Below are 17,974 nucleotides of genomic sequence, written 5' to 3'. Positions count from 1 at the left end.
GTGGCTACCTCCACGAGCCGACGGGGACGAAAGCGCCCCAATGGTAAAGGTGGTTCCGGCCCGGCAGGGCCCGGACGTCGAGGACCGCGCGGCGCAGCGCGTCGGCCGGGCCGAGGCCCGGCGTCCCAGCGGTTCCCGGCGAGCTCGCGGTCCCCGGCGTCCCCGGCGTGCCGGTGCGCAGCCGGTGGAAGGCGGTGAGCAGCTCGCGGGTCGAGTCGTCGGCGACCCGCCACTGGCTGGCGAGGATCGTCGTCACTCCGGTGAGCAGCAGGGCCCTGATGAACCCGGCTTGCTCCTCGCCGGGCCGCTGTTCGCTGACCCCGGTCTCACATCCGCTCAGCACCACGAGCCGCGCGGCGCTGCGCACCGGCAGCAGATCGGCGGCCCGCAGCGTGTCCTGGTCGGCGAGTTCCATGAACGAGTCGAATCCGTCGGCGGCCGAGACGCTGCCGTGCCCGGCGAGGTGGACCACGGCGGCGCTGGCGAGTGCGGCCAGGACCCGGTCGCGGCCGACGTCCGGCCCCAGCACGGGCTCCGCGCCGAGCTGCCATGCGACGTCCACGGCCTCCCGGCGCGCGCTGGGAAGCGTGCCGCGCGGGTCACCGAAGACGGCCGCCGTCCGCGCCGGCCCGTGGTCGCCGGTCAGGGCGTGACGCAAGGCCGCGGCCGCCGGGATGTAGCACACGGCGTTGCGCTCGATCAGCGGCACGCCGTCGATCGGAAGTGTGTGCAGCGGGAGGTCGCTCAACGCGCCGTGCGGCGAGAGGTAGACGACGTCGTCGGGTCGGGCGAAGGCGGCCAGGGGTTCGACGAGCCCTGCGAAGCGGTGCCATGCGGCCAGCCCGCCGTCCGCCAGATCCTGCGCCATCATCCGCACGCCGCCAGGAATGCGGAAGTGGGCTCCCGCGAAGCTCCGCAACGCGGCGTGGTCCAACGGCACGGCTACGACGTGCGGCCGGCTGTGCCGCGTCGTGGCCACGAACATCAGGGTTCGTTGTCGCGTGCAGAGGTATTGGGCCAGCACGATGCCGCGCCCGGTCGCCGCTTCCTCCGCTGCCAACAGGGCTCTGATTTCGTTGAACTCCGCGGGCGCCGAGCGCTTCGCGGCGAGTCGGCGGACTTCTGGGCTCGTCGATGCGACGTCGGCGGCATCGGCGGCATTGCCGTCACTGTTGTCGTCGGCCTGCGCCGGCTCGCCGAGCGCGTCGAGCAGGGCGCGTCCTTTCGCCCGCTCCAGCCACAGCCACGCGGCGGCGGCGTCCCCGCGTACGTCCCAGGCCAGCTGGAACGCCTGCTCGTAGAACGTCTGCTTGTCGGCCGCGAAGGACGACCAGACCTGCTGCCGTCGTCCGGCCGCGCCGTGTTCCGAGGAGCGGCGCAGGTAGTCGATCTCCTCCGACGCCGCCTCCAGCAGCTCTGATGCCCGGGCGATACGTTCCTCAGGGCTCGGCGACGCTCCGTCCGGATGCGGCCAGCGCAGGGCCTCGATATCGCACAGCGCGCGATGGAACGTCACCTGCCACACGAAGGGACGCAACCCTGTCTGCCGGTAGAGCGCGAGGGACTCCTCCAGCCGGCCCGCAGCGCGGTCGTACGTTTCGAGGCCGGTCCTTCTCGCCACCGTGATGAGCGTCAGACCCTGGTGGCACAGGATCGCCGCGAGCTGAGGGAGCAGACCGCAGATCCGTGCGACGTGTTCGGCCTCGGTCAGCCAATGGCCGCACTGGTCCCAGTCCGCGGCGAACATCGCCGCCTGACCGCGGAACTGATACAGGTTGACGAGTTCGCTGCGCGCCGCCAGCGTGCGCTGAGCAGACAGGATCGCCTCGGCTTTGTCGAAGTCGCGGAGAACCGTGTCGTCGATGAGCGGCACGGCCCCGGCGGCGTGGCGGGCGACCACGCGGTCCCAGGCGGCTTGCGCCAGATAACGGGCCTGTTCGGCGAAGGTCTCCGCGTCCTCGGCCAGGTCAGCCGCCTGCGCGAGCAACCTCGCGGCACGATCAGGGCCCTGGGTAGTCAGCAATGTGGCCGCCACACTCAGCGCTTCGGTGAGGGCGAACGTCGCGCCGGTCTCGGCAAGCGTCGCCACGACCGTCTCCAGGTGCCCGAGCGCCTCGGCCTTCAGCCCGACCGAGCTCGCCGTCGTCGCGGCCAGGACCAGGCTCGCCAGCGGGAACGCCCCCGCACCGTCGCCACTTCTCCCGCCGCGACTACCGTTCTCCAACAGCGGCCGCGCGATCCCGGCCTCCCCGGCGCGCAGGGCGTCGTGCGCCTCGCCCAGGGCTCGCACCTCGATCCCGAGCGTGACCCCGCTGGCCAGCGCCAGCGTCGTTGCCCGATCCGACGCACGCCGGGCCTCAGCGGGGTCGCCGCGCAGCGTGTGCCACGTGTTCAGCGCGGCCCACACCGGCTGCTCGCCCAGGGGGACGTCGGCCTCGGCGAAGCCCCGCGCCGCCGTCTCGGCGAACGCCAGCCCCTCCTCGGACCCGTAGGTCAGAAGCAGCAGTCCGACTGCCGAGGCGACCTTCGCCTCCCCGAAGGCGTGCCCCGCCGCCGTGAAGTCGGCCTCGGCCCCGTCGAACTCGGCGATCAGCAGCGCGACGTCAGACCCCGAGGGGTCGTCCAGGAAGTCGCGGAACGCGAGCGTGGCCGCCGCGAGCCGAACCTCGGCCGCACCGACGTCCAGACTGTGGGTGCCCGCCAACCTCCCGGCCTCTCGCAACAGATCCAACGCGGCCGCGCGCTCAGCGGCCCGACCGACCGCCCCGACCGTCGCCGCACGGCGCAACGCGTCGGCCGCATCCCGGACCAGACCGGCGGACTCGTAGACCTCGGCGGCGCGCGCCATCCGGCGCATGCTCTCGACCCGCGAGTCAGTACCCTTACCAGCCCGCACCTGCCGCACGGTCCATGCCCGAGCGCTCAGGTCGACCGTCAGCGCCGCCACAGCGCCGTCGGGGCTGGCGGCGTAGTCGGCGCACAGCTGGTCGAACTCATCGAGCCGCGCCATCACATCGGCATCCGGCTCGGCATACAGGGCAAGGAACTCGCCCCACAACCTGAGGCGGCAGCCCGCATCCCCAGCCGAGAGCAGCCCCCACGCCATCTCGTGAGCGTCGCGGGCATAGCCCTGCTCGAACCGGCTCCGCACGCACAACAGATCGACCTCGCCCCGGGCCGCCGAGCCGACCGCGACCTCCCCGGCCTCGCGCGCGAGCTCAGCGTGGCGTCCTTGGTCCAACAGGACCCTGAGACGCTCTACGTCGTTCACTCGCGTCATGCTACTGCCGGTGGCACTTCGGACCGACGCAGTCAGTAGTCTCATATCGGACCGACATGGATGGAGGCGCGCTCACGGATGGCCGAGATTGATCCGCACATCCACGTCGAGCGGAGAGCGCTGAGGGGCGGGCCCGATTTCCGCAACGTGATGTCGTCGGTGGTGGGCCGGGTGCCGGATGCGCCGAGTGTTGTTGCCACCGGTTGTGGGCTGGATGTGCCCTATGCGATGACCTCTTCTCGGCCGGAGAGCGTGACGTGCCTCGCGTGTCGGGAGCACGCATGCGTGGAGTACTCGGCGTTCGCTGAGCAGCTCGAACGCCTCGGTTCGTGGCCCGGCATGAGTGTCACCGACGGCCAGGTGGCCGACGCCGTGGAGCGGCTCCGGGAGCTGGCGAAGAGGTTTTCCGGCAGAACGGGATAGCGGCGCGGGCCGTCACTGGTCTCGCCGGGCCGCGCTGCCTGGGCGCCAGAGGAGTTCCTGCACGCCAGCGCGGTCGCGGGGGTCTGAGTCATGGTGCTGATTTCAAGACCACTGCTTTTCGGCCCGCATGCGTGGCGGTCGGCGAATTCGACGCGTGAACAGGCATAATCTCCGCATCACAAGTAAGTCAAAACTCTGGTTTACCCCGCAGTAGATACCGCCACGATCCTAGGCTCCCCGCTGTGCGGCGTCGGGGCTCCGGCGCCGGGGTCTACAAGGGGGAGACATCCGTGGGGGATGAGCCGAGCGCGTCGATAGCGGGATACCGCGACCTGGTGGAGATCGGGCGTGGCGGGACGAGTGTCGTGTACAGGGCTTGGCAGGCGAGATTCGAGCGTTATGTCGCGGTCAAGGTGTTGTCCGGGGAGTTCGACGAGACCGCCTCGCGGCGCTTCGTCCGGGAGATGCGGCTGACCGGCCGGCTGACCGGGCATCCGCACGTCGTCACGGCGCTTGACGCCGGTACCACGACCGCGGGGCAGCCGTTCATGGCCACCGACTTGTACGAGCAGGGCTCCCTGCAGGACCGCCTGGACGCCTCCGGTCCGCTGCCGGCCGTCGAGGTCGCCGCCATCGGGGCGAAGATCGCCGGGGCGCTGGCCGACGCGCACACCCTGGGCATCGTGCACCGCGACGTGAAGCCCAGCAACATCCTGATATCGCGCTTCGGTGAGCCGGCGTTGGCCGACTTCGGCGTGGCGGTGGCGCCCGGATCCTCGTCCGGGATGACCAGCGGGAACGCCTTCACCCCGGTCCACGTGGCCCCCGAGACGGTGGCCGGAGCCAGGCCGTCCGCGGCGGGCGACGTCTATTCGCTCGGCTCGACGCTGCACCACCTGTTGACCGGCGAGCCGCCGTTCTACCGGGCGGACAGCCCGGAGATCATCGCCTTGCTGTTCCGCATCGTGAACGAGCCGCCGCCGGTGCTGCACTGCCCGGAGCTGCCCGCGCTCGTGACGGTCATCCGGACCGCCATGGCGAAGCATCCGGCGGCCCGGCCCGCCGGTGCCGCACAACTGGCCTGGAGACTCAGGGAGCTGATCCTGCCCGACGGATGGGCGCACGCCGACCCGGTCGCGGCGACTCCGGAGGACGTCGACCTCCCGCCGTGGCTGATCTCGGAACCGCCGGCCCTGCCCTCGGCCCGGGCCCTGCCCTCGGCCCCGGGCGTCACGCTGGCCATCACCGGCGGAGAGCCGCATCCGCCGTTGCGCAAGCCCAGAGGCCGGCGCGCGAATTCGACGCGCCGCCGTACCGCGGCTCTCGCCGCCGCCGGGATCGGGATCGGGATCGCCGGGCTGGCCCTCGCGCTCAGCACGATCTTCCGGCCCTGGTGAGTGGCTCGCATCGAGCTGATGTGTGATTGACCTCACGCTTTGCCCTCTGTCGGTGCCGACTGACAGCGTGTCCGCCATCAGCACGCCGGATGCGGGTGGCGGAACCAAGTGAGGGGTGGGCCCGGTGGCATGGTTGGCCGCGGGACAGGGATATGAGATAGCGCTGGTCCAGGGGCGTGTGGCCGCGCGGGCCACGGCGGGCCGCGGTGCGGGCCGGCAGCTGAAGACGCTGCCGAAGGCGCTCCGGGACGATCCGGAGGTGGACCGGCTGCGGCGCCTGGCCGAATGGCTGGACCGGCACGCGGCGAGTTGCGTGGCGCAGGTCGACGCGTGGATGGTCTCCTCGCTGCCGGTGCCCACCGCGCTGGTGGCGCGGGTGTGGCCGGACGAGGCGTGGCAGACGGCGCTGCGGGACCTGGTCCTCGTCGGCGACGATCCGGACGAGGCGGGCTTCCTGCGCGGCGTCACTGAGGACGGCGGGCTGCGCGTGGTGAATCTGGACGGTGAGACGGTGCGGCTCAGCCCGCGGACCGTCACGCTGCCGCACCCGGTGCTGCTGCCGGACCTGGACGACCTGCGGGAGTTCGCCGCGGAGCTCGGGGTCGAGCAGCGGGTCGAGCAGATCTACCGGGCGACCTGGCGCAAGCCGGAGGACTCCGAACAGGACGACGCGGCCAAGGCCGCGGCGGCGCGCGTCACCGAGTTCGCCGGCGGCCGGTTCCCGTCCCGCTTCATGCTCGCCGCCCGCGCGACGTCGCTGGGCTACCGGGTCAGCGGCGGCTACGCGAACTGCCGGGTGCGCGACGGCGGCCGTACGGTCGAGGCCTCGATGTGGATCGGCGAGCCCTACTGGGACGAGGACAGCGAGACCGGCGCGCTCACCTGGCACGGCGAGGAAGGCAAAGCCCTGAGACAGTCCGAGGTGGGCCCGGTGGCCTGGTCGGAGGGGATGCGGATGGCTGCGGCGCTCTACGCGGGCCGCGTGATCGAGGAGGGCAAGGACGCGTGAGCGGCTCGCAGCACACGAATCGGCACACGAATCAGGACGCGAACACCGAAAGCAGCACCCTGACGCCAGAGGAGGCGGCGGATCTGCTGGCGGGCGGCGCGATCCTCCCGCCCGGCACCGCCGTCGGCTCGGAGCGCGCCGTGTCCCTGACCGCGCGGACCTACCGGCATCCCGGCCTGGACGACCGCGTCGTGGTCCGCCTCACCCCGGGGGTTCTGGGCGCGGCCGAGGACGCCGCGGCCGGATTCCTCGGCCTGATGCCAGACGGCGAGCCCGCCGAGGTGGGCCTCGGCCTGCGGGCCTCGCTCGGCTTCCCCGAATGGGTGCTGGTGCACCACCCGGAGGACGGGCACCAGGCCCTGGCGCTGCTCCCGGAGCTGGAGCGCGCCGGGAAGCAGGCGAAGTCCCGCCCGAAGACGGCGCTTCAGGCCTACCAGGGCATCGCCGACCGGCTCGCCGCCGCGCTGCCGCACTTCCTGCCGACGTACTACGAGCAGGTCGGCCGGGTGTTCCTGGCCGCGGAGAGCGCCACCTTCGCCTCGCAGATGTTCACCAAGGCCCGCCGCGCCGAGTCCACGCACGGCCTGGAGCTGGACGAGGACCGGCTCGACGAGGTCTTCCTGGAGTTCGCGCTGGCCGGCGCGCTGCCGGCGAAGTCGCTGGTCGACTACGGCAAGGCCCTGTCGGCGCGGGTCTCCGCCGACGAGGCGCTGCACCGGTACGCGCGCCTGTGCTCGCGGCGCACCGCCGGCGGGCTGACCCCGTCGGCGCAGCTGGCCACTGAGCTGCGCCGGCTGGCGAAGGCGGCCGGCGCGGACGCGGCAGCCGCCGAGCGCGAGTACCTGGCCGGCCTGCTCACCCTGTCCGCGACGCTGCGCGCGCCGGAGGGCTGGTGGAAGAGCCACCGCGCGGCGATCGTCACGCTGCTGCGCGAGGACGAGCAGATCCGGCGGGCGCTGCTGGCTGTCATGCCCACCGCCGGCGACGCCGGTCTGCCCGGTCTGTGGCTGGCCATCCTCACCGAGAGCGGCGCGATCGAAGGGCTCTACGACGGCGCGCCGGCCGACGCTGTACGTCCCGACGACGGCGCCGCCGGGTGGCTGCGGCGGTTCCTGTCGATGCGGTCCGGATGGCGCGCGCGGGAGCGGATGTCCGAGCTCTACTCCTTGGTCGAACGCTGCCAGGCGCAGCTGCGCGACGAGTTGGAGGCCGGCGGCGGAACGCTGGACGCGCAGGGCGACCTGGACCTGCTGGACCTGCTGCTGGCGCTCAAGATCCCGGTCGCCGACCCCGCTGAGCACCTGTCGCTGCCCCTGGAGGCCTGGGGAGCCGGCGACGGCCAGCGTGACCTGGTCGCGCTCGAAGCCGACGGCCGTTTCGTCGCCGCGTTCGCCCGGGGCACGCAGTCCTTCGGCGCCGACGACTCGACCCGCCGTGCCATCAAGAAGCTGATAGCCGCCCCGGGCGGCCGAGTGCTGCTGACCGACTGGGTCGTGGCGGTCGCCGGTGAGTTCGCGGCCACCGGCCTGCCCGCGCTGCCGGCCGCGATGGGACGGCTGAGCTGGCTGCCCGGCGAGGCGCTGGCGCTGGCGGAGGAGCAGGTGCGGGCCGCGGTGCGGACCGACCTGGCCCCGGTGCTGGTGCGCACGTTGCGCGCCGGGCTCCTGGACGAGCTCTCCTGGCCGGCGTGGGAGCAGGCGACGGCCGAGCTGGCCTCGACCAAGAAAGTCGAGGACCTGGTCGTCGCCGACGCCTGGCCCCACCTGATCGTCGGGGGTCCCACGCAGGTCCGGGTGCTCGGCGCGGACGGCCCGGTCCTGACCCACGACCTGCGCATCCCGGCCAAGGACGCCTACGACAACCCCGGCTACCACTACGTCGACGGCGAACTCCTGGTCCTGTGGTCCTCCCGGGCTCTGGACGGCCGGTTGCGCGGCTACTGGCACCACTCGCCGGACCGGCTGTTCGCCGTCGAGCGCTCCGAACGCGAACGCGAGCGCGACGCCCGCAGCCTGCGGATGTACTACTACGGCCCCGGCCGGCTGCGGCGGAGCCTTCCGCTGCCGGACGGCGGCCGGACCACCGGCAACGCGCCGCTGCGGCCCGGCGACACCGCGGTGCCGACGGACCTGCAGATCATGAGTGACGGCGTGTCGTACTGGGTCTGGACCTGGGACGGCGTGAACCGCGAGACGGTGGCCTGGTACGAGTACGACCCGGCGACCGGCCAGACCGGCCGCACGTCGGCGCCCGCGTTCGTGGCCGACGCGCTGAAGAGCGCCCCGTCCGGCTCGGAACTCGTCGACGGAAGGGTCATCCCCGCGGTCTTCGACCAGGCGGGCCCCACAGCGCGGCCGGTCGACGGGCTCCTCGGGTTCCGCATCATCAAGCTGCCGGACGGCTCCCTGCGCGGCGAGGACCTGGCCGGCGTGACGGTGACCGCCCCGGCCGGGACCTCGGGCATCAGCGGCGCGATCGTGTTCCCCGGCGACGAAGCCGGGCGGGCGCTGGTCGGCACCGGCAGCTACGAGATCAGCATGCTGGACACCGAAGGCGTCCTGGTCGCACAGGCCAAAACCGACGGCAAGCCGGGCACCTATGCCAAGGGCACCGTGCTCCTGCCGCCGGTCTCCTACTGGCGCTACCTGCGCCCGCGCGATGAGCAGGCTTCGCGGGCGCTGCGTGGGATCGACCGGGACACGGCCGCCGCGCTGCTGGCCGCCGGAGCCGACATCGCGGCGCCGACGACGGACCAGGCCAAGGCCGCCCGGCGCGCGCGGATCCGCGAACTGCTCCCGCAGGTGACCGACGAGGCGCTGCTCACGGGCATCGCCGGGATCGTGCGCCACGCGGCGAAGCAGCAGAGCAAACTGGATCGGGCCGCCGAGCGGCTGGAGCAGACGCTGCAGGGCGGACCGGGGGAATCCGAGCTCGACGACGCCGGCCCGAAGGACGACGTCGTCACCGCCGCCCTCGGCGGCCTGGTGAATCAGGGCTATTACTCGCGGTGGCGAACGGCCGATCCGGCCCTGTTCGGCGTGTTGCGGGTGCTGACCAGGGAACTGCGGGACAAGCCGCAGCGGGCCCGGCCGGTGCGGGTCCACGTCGACGGACCGATTCTGCCGACCACCCAGCTGTGGGAAGCAGCAGTCGCCGCCGCGCCCGCCGCCGCCCTGCGGTCCGTCTCGCCTTTCGCAGAGCCCGAACACCGGGACGTACTGCGCAGCCTGCTGACCGAGCTGGAAGCGCTGGGACTGGCCGCACCCGCAGAGCACTCCACGTGGCGGCGGTTCACCGGCAACGTGCTGCGATCGGAGCTGGGGTCCGCCGACCACAGGGACTCCTGGCTCGGCCTGCTGCCCCTGGACGGCGGCGGCTACGCGGCGTTCCTGGACATGGACTGGGACTCCCCGCACTTCGAGTTCAAAGGCCTGATCCACGATCCGGCCGGTCGTTTCGAACTGCCCGGCCCCTACCGGGTGACCTCGCTGACCCCCGTCGGGACCGACTGGCCGACCGGTTGGCTGGGCGCCTTCCTGACCGAGGCGGCGGCCCGCGAGGACGTCGCGCCCTGGTTCGCGACCGCGGCCGAGGAGTTCGCCGCGCTCACCGGTGTCACCCCGACCGTCGCCAAGCTGGTGGTCGCCGGACTGCCGCGGTTCGACCGGCAGGAGCGCGGCTTCCTGCCCCGCGAGGTGTCCACGGCGCTCGGAGTCACCGCCACCGAGGCGGCCGTGGCCCGGGACCGTCTGACGGCGCTGGGCCTTCCCACCGCGATCGAACTCCTCTCGGCGCTGCTTCCGGCGGACCCGGCCGCCCTGTGGACGCAGGGCCCTGATGTCGCGGCCGCGGCTGGGGTGTGGAACCGGTCGGTCGGCAAGCAGGTTCCGGTGCCGGAGGCGCTGACCGCCGAGGCGCGGCGCGCGGTGCGCACCGACTGGGACATCCTGGACGCTCTTCCGGCACTGCTCGACCCGGCCTCCTCCCGCCGGCTGAGCGTCGACCTGACGTGGCGGATCAACGGCGACCGGGCCCGTCCCACCGACGACAAGGCCGTCGGCTTCGACGCGGCGACGCTGGCCGGTGCGGTGTCGCTGGCCGCCTGGCTGGCCCATCGGCTCCCGGTCGGCGACCCGGTGCGCTCGGCGCTGCCAGCCGCGTTCGCGGCGGTGCGCGAGCGCCTGGCGAACCCGGAGCTGATGCTCGACCTGCGCCGGTTCGTCGGCCTGGAGGAGTTCCGCAAGAGCGCCGGCACGCCGACGGAGGTCGGCGAGGGCTTCGAGCGGTACGGCGCGGTCGTCATGGCCACCCACGACGGCCAACCGGCGCCGGCGCTGAAGGTGCCGCTGCTGGACGCGGCAGGCACCGACCCTTATATACCGGCCCTGCGCGGCGAGGCCCAGCTACCGTTCCCGGCCGAGGTCGCGCTGCGGCTGGCCCGCGACCCGCGGTTCGCCGCGCTGCTCGCCGACCCGGGCGACCCGGCCGCCGGGGCCCGGGACGCCGACGGCACCTGGTCCCCGCAGGACCCGACGCGATCGGTGCCGGAACTGGTGACCGAGGCCGCGAAGGAGCTCGGCGCGGGCGAGGACGCCGCTGCGGTGTACCTGATGCTGCTGGCGATGCCGGACCCGACCGACCGGAACACCGCGCGCTGGACCGGATGGAAGCCGGCCCGGCTCAAGGCGGCGCGCGCCGAGCTGGCCCGGACCGACGCCGTCGTGGAGGCCGCACGCACCCGCGCGGGCCGGACGCTGTTCCTGCCCGGTGGGTGGGTGGACATCCGGTCCCCGCACACGCCGATGGAGGCGTGGAAGCTGCCCTTCTTCGAGGGCTTGCTGCACGACCGGGGCGCCGTCCTCGGGGTGCTGGTGCCGACCGAGCCCGCCGCCGACCTGTATCGCAGGGCGTGGCAGCGGATTCAGGACGGCGACGCGCCGCGGTTCGAGGAGTTGAAGACCGCGCGTCGGGGACGGCGCCGGTGAGTTCTTCCCTCGGGTTCGCAGAACTCCTCCGCGGCAGTTTTCTCAATCTCTTGACACCGAATCCACGGACAACGACATCAAGGCAGGATCGTCCATGACCACCACAGCCCAGGCCCCGGACACGCCGACGGCCCAGCTGCTGCCCGCCGAACAGCGCCACGAGGCCGAACTCGCCTTTCTCGCCGCGCACGACACCGGGCCGCGGCCGCCCGGGTGGCGGCTCACGCCGCGGGCCGTCGTCACCTTTCTGTGCGGCAGCGACGGCGAGGCGCTGAAGCTCGCCAAGGCTCAGCCGGACGTGCCGGACAAGCTGGTGATCGTTCGCAAGTTCGTCGGCGAGCGGGCGCTGGTCGAGCGCTGCGTCGTGACCTTGGCCGGGGAGCGCGGGCTGCTGCTGGTCGGCGAGCCCGGCACCGCCAAGTCCATGCTGTCGGAGCTGCTGGCGGCGGCGGTGTGCGGGACGAGCCGGCTGACCGTGCAGGGCACCGCGGGCACGACCGAGGACGCCTTCCGCTACGGCTGGAACTACGCGCTGCTGCTCGCGCAGGGTCCGACGCCGCAGGCCCTGGTCGACTCGCCGGTGCTGGCCGCGATGCGCTCCGGGCGGGTGGCGCGGGTCGAGGAGATCACCCGCTGCCTGCCGGAGGTGCAGGACGCGCTGGTGTCGATCTTGTCCGACCGGCACATGAGCGTCCCGGAGCTGACCGGGACGCCGGAGGGCTCGGTGCCGGCGGTTCCCGGGTTCACCGTGATCGCCACGGCGAACCTGCGCGACCGGGGCGTGTCGGAGATGTCCGCCGCGCTCAAGCGCCGGTTCAACTTCGAGACCATCGACCCGATCTCCGACGCCGACGCCGAGACCGAGCTGGTGCGCCGCCAGGCGCGCGCGTCGGTGCAGCGGGCCGGCGCCGCGTACGCGGTCGACGACGCGGTGCTGGAGGTGCTGGTCACGGCGTTCCGCGACCTGCGGACCGGGCGGTCGTCCGAGGGCTGGGACGTCGAGCGCCCGGGGACGGTGATGTCCACGGCGGAGGCGGTGCAGGTGACAGCCGCGCTGGGCATCGCCTCGGCGTACCTGCCGGGCGGGGACATCCTGGACCTGCTGCCGGGGCACCTGCTCGGGGTGGTGCGCAAGGACGACCCGCAGGACCACGCGCGGCTGCTGGGGTACTGGGACGGCCCCGTCCGCCGGCGGGCCGAGCAGGGGTCGGCGACATGGCGTCGGCTGTGGGATCTGCGGGAGACGCTGCGGTGACGACGACGGTGGCGGAGCCGACAGACAGCGGCTATGCCCTGTCCGGGGCCGATCCGCGCGACGCGGTCGCCGAGCTCGCGCAGAGCTCGGCGCCGTACCTGATCGGGGTGCGGCACCACAGCCCAGCGCTGGCCGCGGTGGTCCCGGCCTTGCTGGACGCGGCGGATGCGGAAGTGGTGTGTGTCGAGCTGCCGACGGACTTCCAGACGTGGCTGCCGCATCTGGCCGACCCCAACACGGTCGCGCCGGTCGCGCTCGCCGGCGCGGGAGCGGACGGGTACCTCGGGTTCTACCCCTTCGCCGACTTCTCTCCCGAGCTCGCCGCGATCAGGTGGGCTCGCGAGCGGGGACGCGAAGTCGTCTGCTGCGACCTGCCCCTGGACGACGTGGGGTGGGCGTCGGGCGGCGAAGCCACGAAGGCGGGCAGCGCTTTCGCCGACGCGTTGCGCGACTCCGGCTCGGGACGCGAGGGCGACGACTACTGGGACCGCGCGGTCGAGGTGCTGGCTCCCGGATGCACTCCGGAGGCGGTCCGGCGCGCGGCGCTCGGAGTCGGCTGGGCACTACGGACGGACAACGGCGACGGGGTGCCGCCGGTCGACCTGGCGCGCGAGGCGCATATGCGGGGCGTGATTTCGCAGGCTGGCGAGGGCGGCCGGCGCGTGGCGGCGGTGGTCGGGGCGTTCCATGCGCCGGCGCTGGTCGGCTCGGCGGGCGACGGTGCGGGTGCCGGCTCGGGCTCGGGCTTGGCGGCTTCGGTTGTGGAAGTGGTAGCGGCAACCTCGGCGGCGGGTTCGGGTTCGGCAGCAGGGGCTTCAGCTTCAGCTTCGCGCTCGGCAGCAGCAGCCGCCGGCGCGACCTCGACCACCTCCCTGGTCCCCTATGCCTTCGACCTGCTCGACTCGCGTTCCGGCTACCCGGCCGGGATCCGTGATCCGCGCTGGCAGCAGGCTGTCTTCACCGCGGGCGGCGACCCCGAGTCGATTCAGCTGGCGGCGGCGCGCGCTATTACCGATGTCTGTCGCGAGCTGCGGGCTGCCGGCCATACCGCCGGGACCGGCGAGGCGTCCGAGGCTCTGCGCCTGGCCGGTGATCTGGCGCGGCTGCGTGCGCTTCCGGCGCCGGGGCGGGGCGAGATTCTCGAAGCCGTGAACATGGTGCTGGGGCAGGGGGAGTTGCTGGGGCGCGGCCGGGCCTTGGCCCGTGCGCTGGACACTGTGCTGGTCGGTACTGTGCGCGGGCGGGTCGCTCCGGGGACGCCGCGTTCCGGCCTCGGCCCGTCGGTCGAGGCCGAGCTGGCCGGGCTGCGGTTGCCGAATCCGGAGGACCCCGCGCCGCGCGAGGTCCGGCTGGATCCGCTGCGCTCCGAGCTCGACGGCCGGCGCGAAGTCCTGCTCCAACGGCTGCTGACGTGCGGTGCCGGCTACGGCGAGCCGGTCGAGGTGATGGGGACCGGCGACGGGACGGCGCTGACCTCCCGGTGGCGGCTCGCGTGGACGCCGGGCGTTCCCGTGCGGCTGGATCTGGCCGGGGTGCGCGGGGTCACCGCGGCGCAGGCTGCGGCCGGGACGCTGCGCGAGCGTTTCCGTCGCCAGGCCGAGGACGGCGGCGCCTCGTGTGCCGACGTCCTGGACGGGCTGCGGGCCGCAGCGGCCTGTGACCTGCCGGAGCTGGTTCGGGCCCGGCTGGAGGACGCCGCCGGAACGCTGCCGGGGCAGGCCGCGCTTCCGGAGCTGCTGGCCGCGCTGGACCTGCTCGAAGCGCTGGTCGAGGGACACCTTCCGGGGGCCGGCGAAGCCGAGCGTCAGCAGGCTGCGACGCTGTCCGGGACGCTGCTCGAAGCCGCCGTCCGCGCGCTGCCGGGATTGGCCGGCAGCGACGACCCGGCCGACGCCGCCGCCCTGGTCGCGCTGGCCGACCGTGCCGCCGAACGGCACCTCGGGCTGCGGCTGGCCGACGCGCTCGACACCCTGGCGCGGTCAGGTTCGCCGCTGATCCAGGGCGCGGTCGCGGCGGTGCGGGTGCTGCTCGGCCTGGACGGTGCCGAAGAGGTCGGCACCCGGGTCGGCGGATGGGTCGACGCCGCCGCGCATCCGGACGGCCGACAGCGCTTGGCACGTCACCTCGCGGGTCTGCTCACCGCGGCCGCACCGCTGCTCCAGGCGGCGCCAAAGGCCCTGGACCCGCTGCTGGACCGGGTCGACACCTTGCCCGACCGCGATTTCCTCGACCGGCTCCCGGCCCTGCGCGGCGGTTTCGACATCCTCTCTCCGGCCGCGCGTGGCAGGGTCCTGACAACCGTCGCCGAGCGCCTCGGCGACCGGCCCGATGTCACCCTGGCCGATGATCCGGCGCTGCTCGCGCTGTGGACCGCCGCCGACGCCGAGGCCTTCGAGGCGGTCCGCGCGCTCGGCGTGGTCCTCCCCGACGCCGCGCAGCACTCGGAATCTGTACCGTCTGTGAAATCTGTACCGTCTGTGAAATCTGTGCCGTCTGTGAAATCTGTGCCGGTGGCGGAATCCGAACCGCGCGCCTCGAACGACAAGCACCGCATTCCTCCCGCCGAACGCTGGCGCCTGCTGCTCGGACGCCGGCCGGACCAGTTGTCCGCGGGGTCGCGCCGCTACGCCCGCGCGCTCGACGAGCTCTACGGGACCGGCCGCGGTGAAGGCTCCCAGGACCTGGAGAGCCGGACCGGCGACGGTTCGGAGGGCGGACTCCAGGCCGCCTTCCCGACCGCCCGCGAGTGGGCCGACGAGCTGAACGCGCTGTTCGGCGCCGACGTCCGCGAGGAAGTCCTCGGCCGGGCCGCCGCGGCGGGACGCACCGACGTGCTCGACCAGCTCGACCCGGAATCCGTCCGTCCGTCCGTCGAGCTGCTGACCAACATCCTGTCGCTGGCCGGCGGACTGCCCGAGCAGAAGCTGGCCAAGCTGCGACCGCTGGTCCAGCGCCTGGTCGCGGAGCTCACGCGGGAGCTGGCCACCCGGCTGCGCCCGACGCTGACCGGTCTGGCCACGCCGCGGCCGACCCGGCGCCCGGGCGGTCCGCTCGACCTGTCCCGCACCGTCCGGGCCAACCTCGGCACGGCGCGGCGGCTGGAGGATGGCAGAACCCTGATCGTCCCCGAGCGGCCGATCTTCGGCACCCGCGCCCGGCGCGCCGCAGATTGGCGGCTGATCCTGGTCGTGGACGTCTCCGGCTCGATGGAGGCCTCGGTGGTGTGGTCGGCGCTGACCGCCGCGGTCCTGAGCGGGGTGCCGGCGCTGTCGACGCACTTCCTGGCGTTCTCGACCGAGGTCGTGGACCTGACCGGCCGCGTCCCCGACCCGCTGGCGCTGCTGCTGGAGGTGTGCGTCGGCGGCGGCACGCACATCGCCGCCGGGCTGCGGCACGCGCGCTCGCTGGTGACGGTGCCGAGCCGGACCATCGTCGCGGTCGTCAGCGACTTCGAAGAGGGGTACCCGGTCGGCGGCCTGCTCGGCGAGGTCCGCTCGCTGGCGGCCTCCGGGGTGCACCTGATCGGCTGCGCGGCGCTCGACGACACCGGGCTGGCCCGGTACTCGGTGCCGATCGCGCAACAGTTGGTCGCCGCCGGGATGCCGGTAGCCGCGCTCAGTCCTCTCGCTCTGGCCCGGTGGGTCGGCGAGCGTGTTCGAGGGGAGGGTCGATGAGTCTGCCACCGGTAGCGCCGGAGGTCACAGCCGCCGCGGTCGAGAGCCTGACCTCGCGGCTGTTGAAGAAGCTCGACGCGGCGGTCGGGCAGTACGGCGCGGCGGAGGCCGTGGCCGACGGGGACGTGGTGCGGGTGCGGTGCGGCGAGGACGCCGTGGTCACTCTCGCTCCGGACGCCTCGGGTGTCGTGGCGCTGGATGAGCAGGCTTCGTGTACGTGTCTGCTGGCGCCGAAGTGTCTGCATCGGGCTGCCGTGCTCACCGCGTGTCCGGTGGCGGATTCGCAGGGTGCGACTGCTCTTCCGGCGGAGGTCGCCGAAACCGCTGAGGGCGCAAAAGCCGCAGAAACCAAAGAAACCGCCGATGCCGCCGAAGCCCCCGAGGGCGCGCAGCCGGCCGGACCCGGTGACGCTCAGCTGGCCGCGGCGGCAGCATTGTGGTCGGCGGCGGCCGCGATCCTGGCCGCCGGGATCCCCGCCGCGGGCGCGGTGCCGCAGGCCGAGCTGCTCCGCGCCGCGCACACCGCGCGCCTGGCGGGTCTGCACCGGCCGGAAGCCGCCGCGCTCCGCGTCGTCCGCAACCTGCGCGCGGCCCGGTCCCAGAGCGACGCGCACCGGCTCGGCGATCTCGTCGCCGACCTGGTTGAACTCCTGCTCACCGCGGGGCTGCTGGCTGCGGCCGACCCGGATCCGGAACTGGTCGGCACGGCACGGCGGGCCTACGAGCCCGGCGGGAGCCTGCGCGTCCACGGCGTATGCCGGGAGCCGGTGCTCAGCGCGACCGGCTACGGCGGCGTCGTGACTCACGTCCTGGCCGAGGACGGGCACTGGTTCACGGTCTCCGACGTGAAGCCCGGCGGCGCGGCGCGGGCCCGGGGAGCGGCCACGGCTCCGGTCGCGATCGGCGCGTCGGCCCTCGACCACGACCAGCTGTCCCGGAGCGGGCTGCTGATCGCCGGGGCCACGGTCTCGGCGGACGGCCGGCTCGGCGCGGGCAAGGGCGTGCGCGCCACACCGCTGACCGGGCAGGGGTGGTCCGGCGGACCGCTGTCGGCGCTGTTCGCCAAGCCGCTCGGCGCGGCGGTGCGGGACCGGCTCACCGGCGTTCTGGGAGCGGGCTCCGACGCCGAGCGGCAGGGCTCTGATTTGCTCGGTTGCGAGGTGGTGGTCGTCGGGGCGTCCGGGGATTGTCTGCTGGTGCGGGAAGCCGACGGAAACGAAGGCCTGCCGGGCCCGCTGATCCGTCTCGTCGCCGCGCACGGACACCCCGACTTCGCGCACACCGAGAACCTCCGAAGGCTTGCCGCGCATCCGGGTCTGCGCATCCGGGTCGTCGGACGCTTGGACCCGGACCGTACGGCGACGCTGCGACCGCTCGCGGTCGGCCCCGTCCCGGACGCCGAGGCGACACTACGGCTGCCGGAGTCCTGGCAGGGGCACGCCGACCTCGGGTACGACCGCTTGCAGGGCGCCCACTTCCCGCCGCCGCCCGGCGCCGGGACTGGACCGGGACTCGGAGCCGGACTCGGACCGGCCGTCTCGGGACCGTCCGACCTGGTCGCGGACTCACCGCTGTGGCGGCTCCGGCACATCGTGGAGCTGGCCGTCTCCGGCGGACGACGCACCGTCGCAGAGTTCGCACGTACGGCGGCGCCGCACATCGCGCACCTGCGCCAGTCTGGCCTGAACGCCGCCGCGGACCGGGTCGCGGCGCTCGCCGCCGAGGCGGACCGCCGGAACCGGGACGTGTTCGGCCGCCTGACCGATCCGGACCCCGGCCGCTACGCGCAGGCCTGGCTGGCTGCCGGGCTGCAGCTGGCGGCCACGGAGCGGGCATTGGTGCGTGCCTCGTGGGAGCACAGCGGCTGAAGACCCTTTGGCGGCGCCGACTTTCGATGGTCGGCGCCGCCACAGCGCTCCGTCACGCCGCCGTGCTGGCATGTTCACCCAGG

General features: G+C 73.6%; 8 protein-coding genes. 7 read left to right on the top strand and 1 reads right to left on the bottom strand.

Translation table 11 applies throughout. The annotated features are described in order from the left end of the window. Positions 1-4 precede the first annotated feature (4 nt). Positions 5-3,271, bottom strand: a complete 3,267-nt coding sequence (locus tag ABH935_RS13000; protein WP_370378111.1) for a CHAT domain-containing protein — start codon at positions 3,269-3,271, stop codon at positions 5-7. 87 nt (positions 3,272-3,358) lie between these two features. Between ABH935_RS13000 and ABH935_RS12995 the strand changes: the two genes are divergently transcribed. The 7 genes from ABH935_RS12995 (at position 3,359) to ABH935_RS12965 (ending at position 17,891) form a co-directional block, all read left to right on the top strand. Further along, on the top strand, positions 3,359-3,703 hold the full coding sequence (locus ABH935_RS12995; RefSeq protein ID WP_370378110.1) for a hypothetical protein: 345 nt from the start codon (positions 3,359-3,361) through the stop codon (positions 3,701-3,703). A gap of 290 nt (positions 3,704-3,993) precedes the next feature. Further along, a complete protein-coding gene (locus ABH935_RS12990; RefSeq protein WP_370378109.1) occupies positions 3,994-5,100 on the top strand; it encodes a serine/threonine-protein kinase in 1,107 nt (368 codons plus the stop codon). A 124-nt stretch (positions 5,101-5,224) separates the two neighbouring features. Then, complete coding sequence (locus ABH935_RS12985) at positions 5,225-6,109, top strand: DUF4132 domain-containing protein (RefSeq protein WP_370378108.1); 885 nt, start codon at positions 5,225-5,227, stop codon at positions 6,107-6,109. Beyond that, positions 6,106-11,094, top strand: coding sequence for a DNA-binding protein (locus tag ABH935_RS12980; RefSeq protein WP_370378107.1), 4,989 nt, complete (start codon positions 6,106-6,108; stop codon positions 11,092-11,094). The genes ABH935_RS12985 and ABH935_RS12980 overlap by 4 nt, the downstream gene beginning before the upstream one ends. A 94-nt stretch (positions 11,095-11,188) precedes the next feature. Beyond that, entirely contained in the window at positions 11,189-12,349 is a 1,161-nt protein-coding gene (locus tag ABH935_RS12975) for an AAA family ATPase (RefSeq protein ID WP_370378106.1), read from the top strand. Beyond that, positions 12,310-16,023, top strand: a complete 3,714-nt coding sequence (locus ABH935_RS12970) for a DUF5682 family protein (RefSeq protein WP_370378105.1) — start codon at positions 12,310-12,312, stop codon at positions 16,021-16,023. The genes ABH935_RS12975 and ABH935_RS12970 overlap by 40 nt, the downstream gene beginning before the upstream one ends. Beyond that, positions 16,020-17,891, top strand: a complete 1,872-nt coding sequence (locus ABH935_RS12965) for an SWIM zinc finger family protein (RefSeq protein ID WP_370378104.1) — start codon at positions 16,020-16,022, stop codon at positions 17,889-17,891. Before ABH935_RS12970 ends, ABH935_RS12965 begins: the two co-directional genes overlap by 4 nt. Positions 17,892-17,974: the final 83 nt, after the last annotated feature.

The organism is Catenulispora sp. GAS73, from assembly GCF_041262085.1.
GTDB lineage: Bacteria > Actinomycetota > Actinomycetes > Streptomycetales > Catenulisporaceae > Catenulispora.
The sequence above is the reverse complement of the archived record's forward strand: the minus strand, read 5'-3'. Positions and strand labels throughout refer to the sequence as shown.

Excerpts from the sequence above, each read along its gene's own strand:
- ABH935_RS12995 (WP_370378110.1), top strand. The coding sequence starts at position 3,359 with ATGGCCGAGATTGATCCGCACATCCACGTCGAGCGGAGAGCGCTGAGG.
- ABH935_RS12975 (WP_370378106.1), top strand. The coding sequence starts at position 11,189 with ATGACCACCACAGCCCAGGCCCCGGACACGCCGACGGCCCAGCTGCTG.
- ABH935_RS12970 (WP_370378105.1), top strand. The coding sequence starts at position 12,310 with ATGGCGTCGGCTGTGGGATCTGCGGGAGACGCTGCGGTGACGACGACG.
- ABH935_RS12965 (WP_370378104.1), top strand. The coding sequence starts at position 16,020 with ATGAGTCTGCCACCGGTAGCGCCGGAGGTCACAGCCGCCGCGGTCGAG.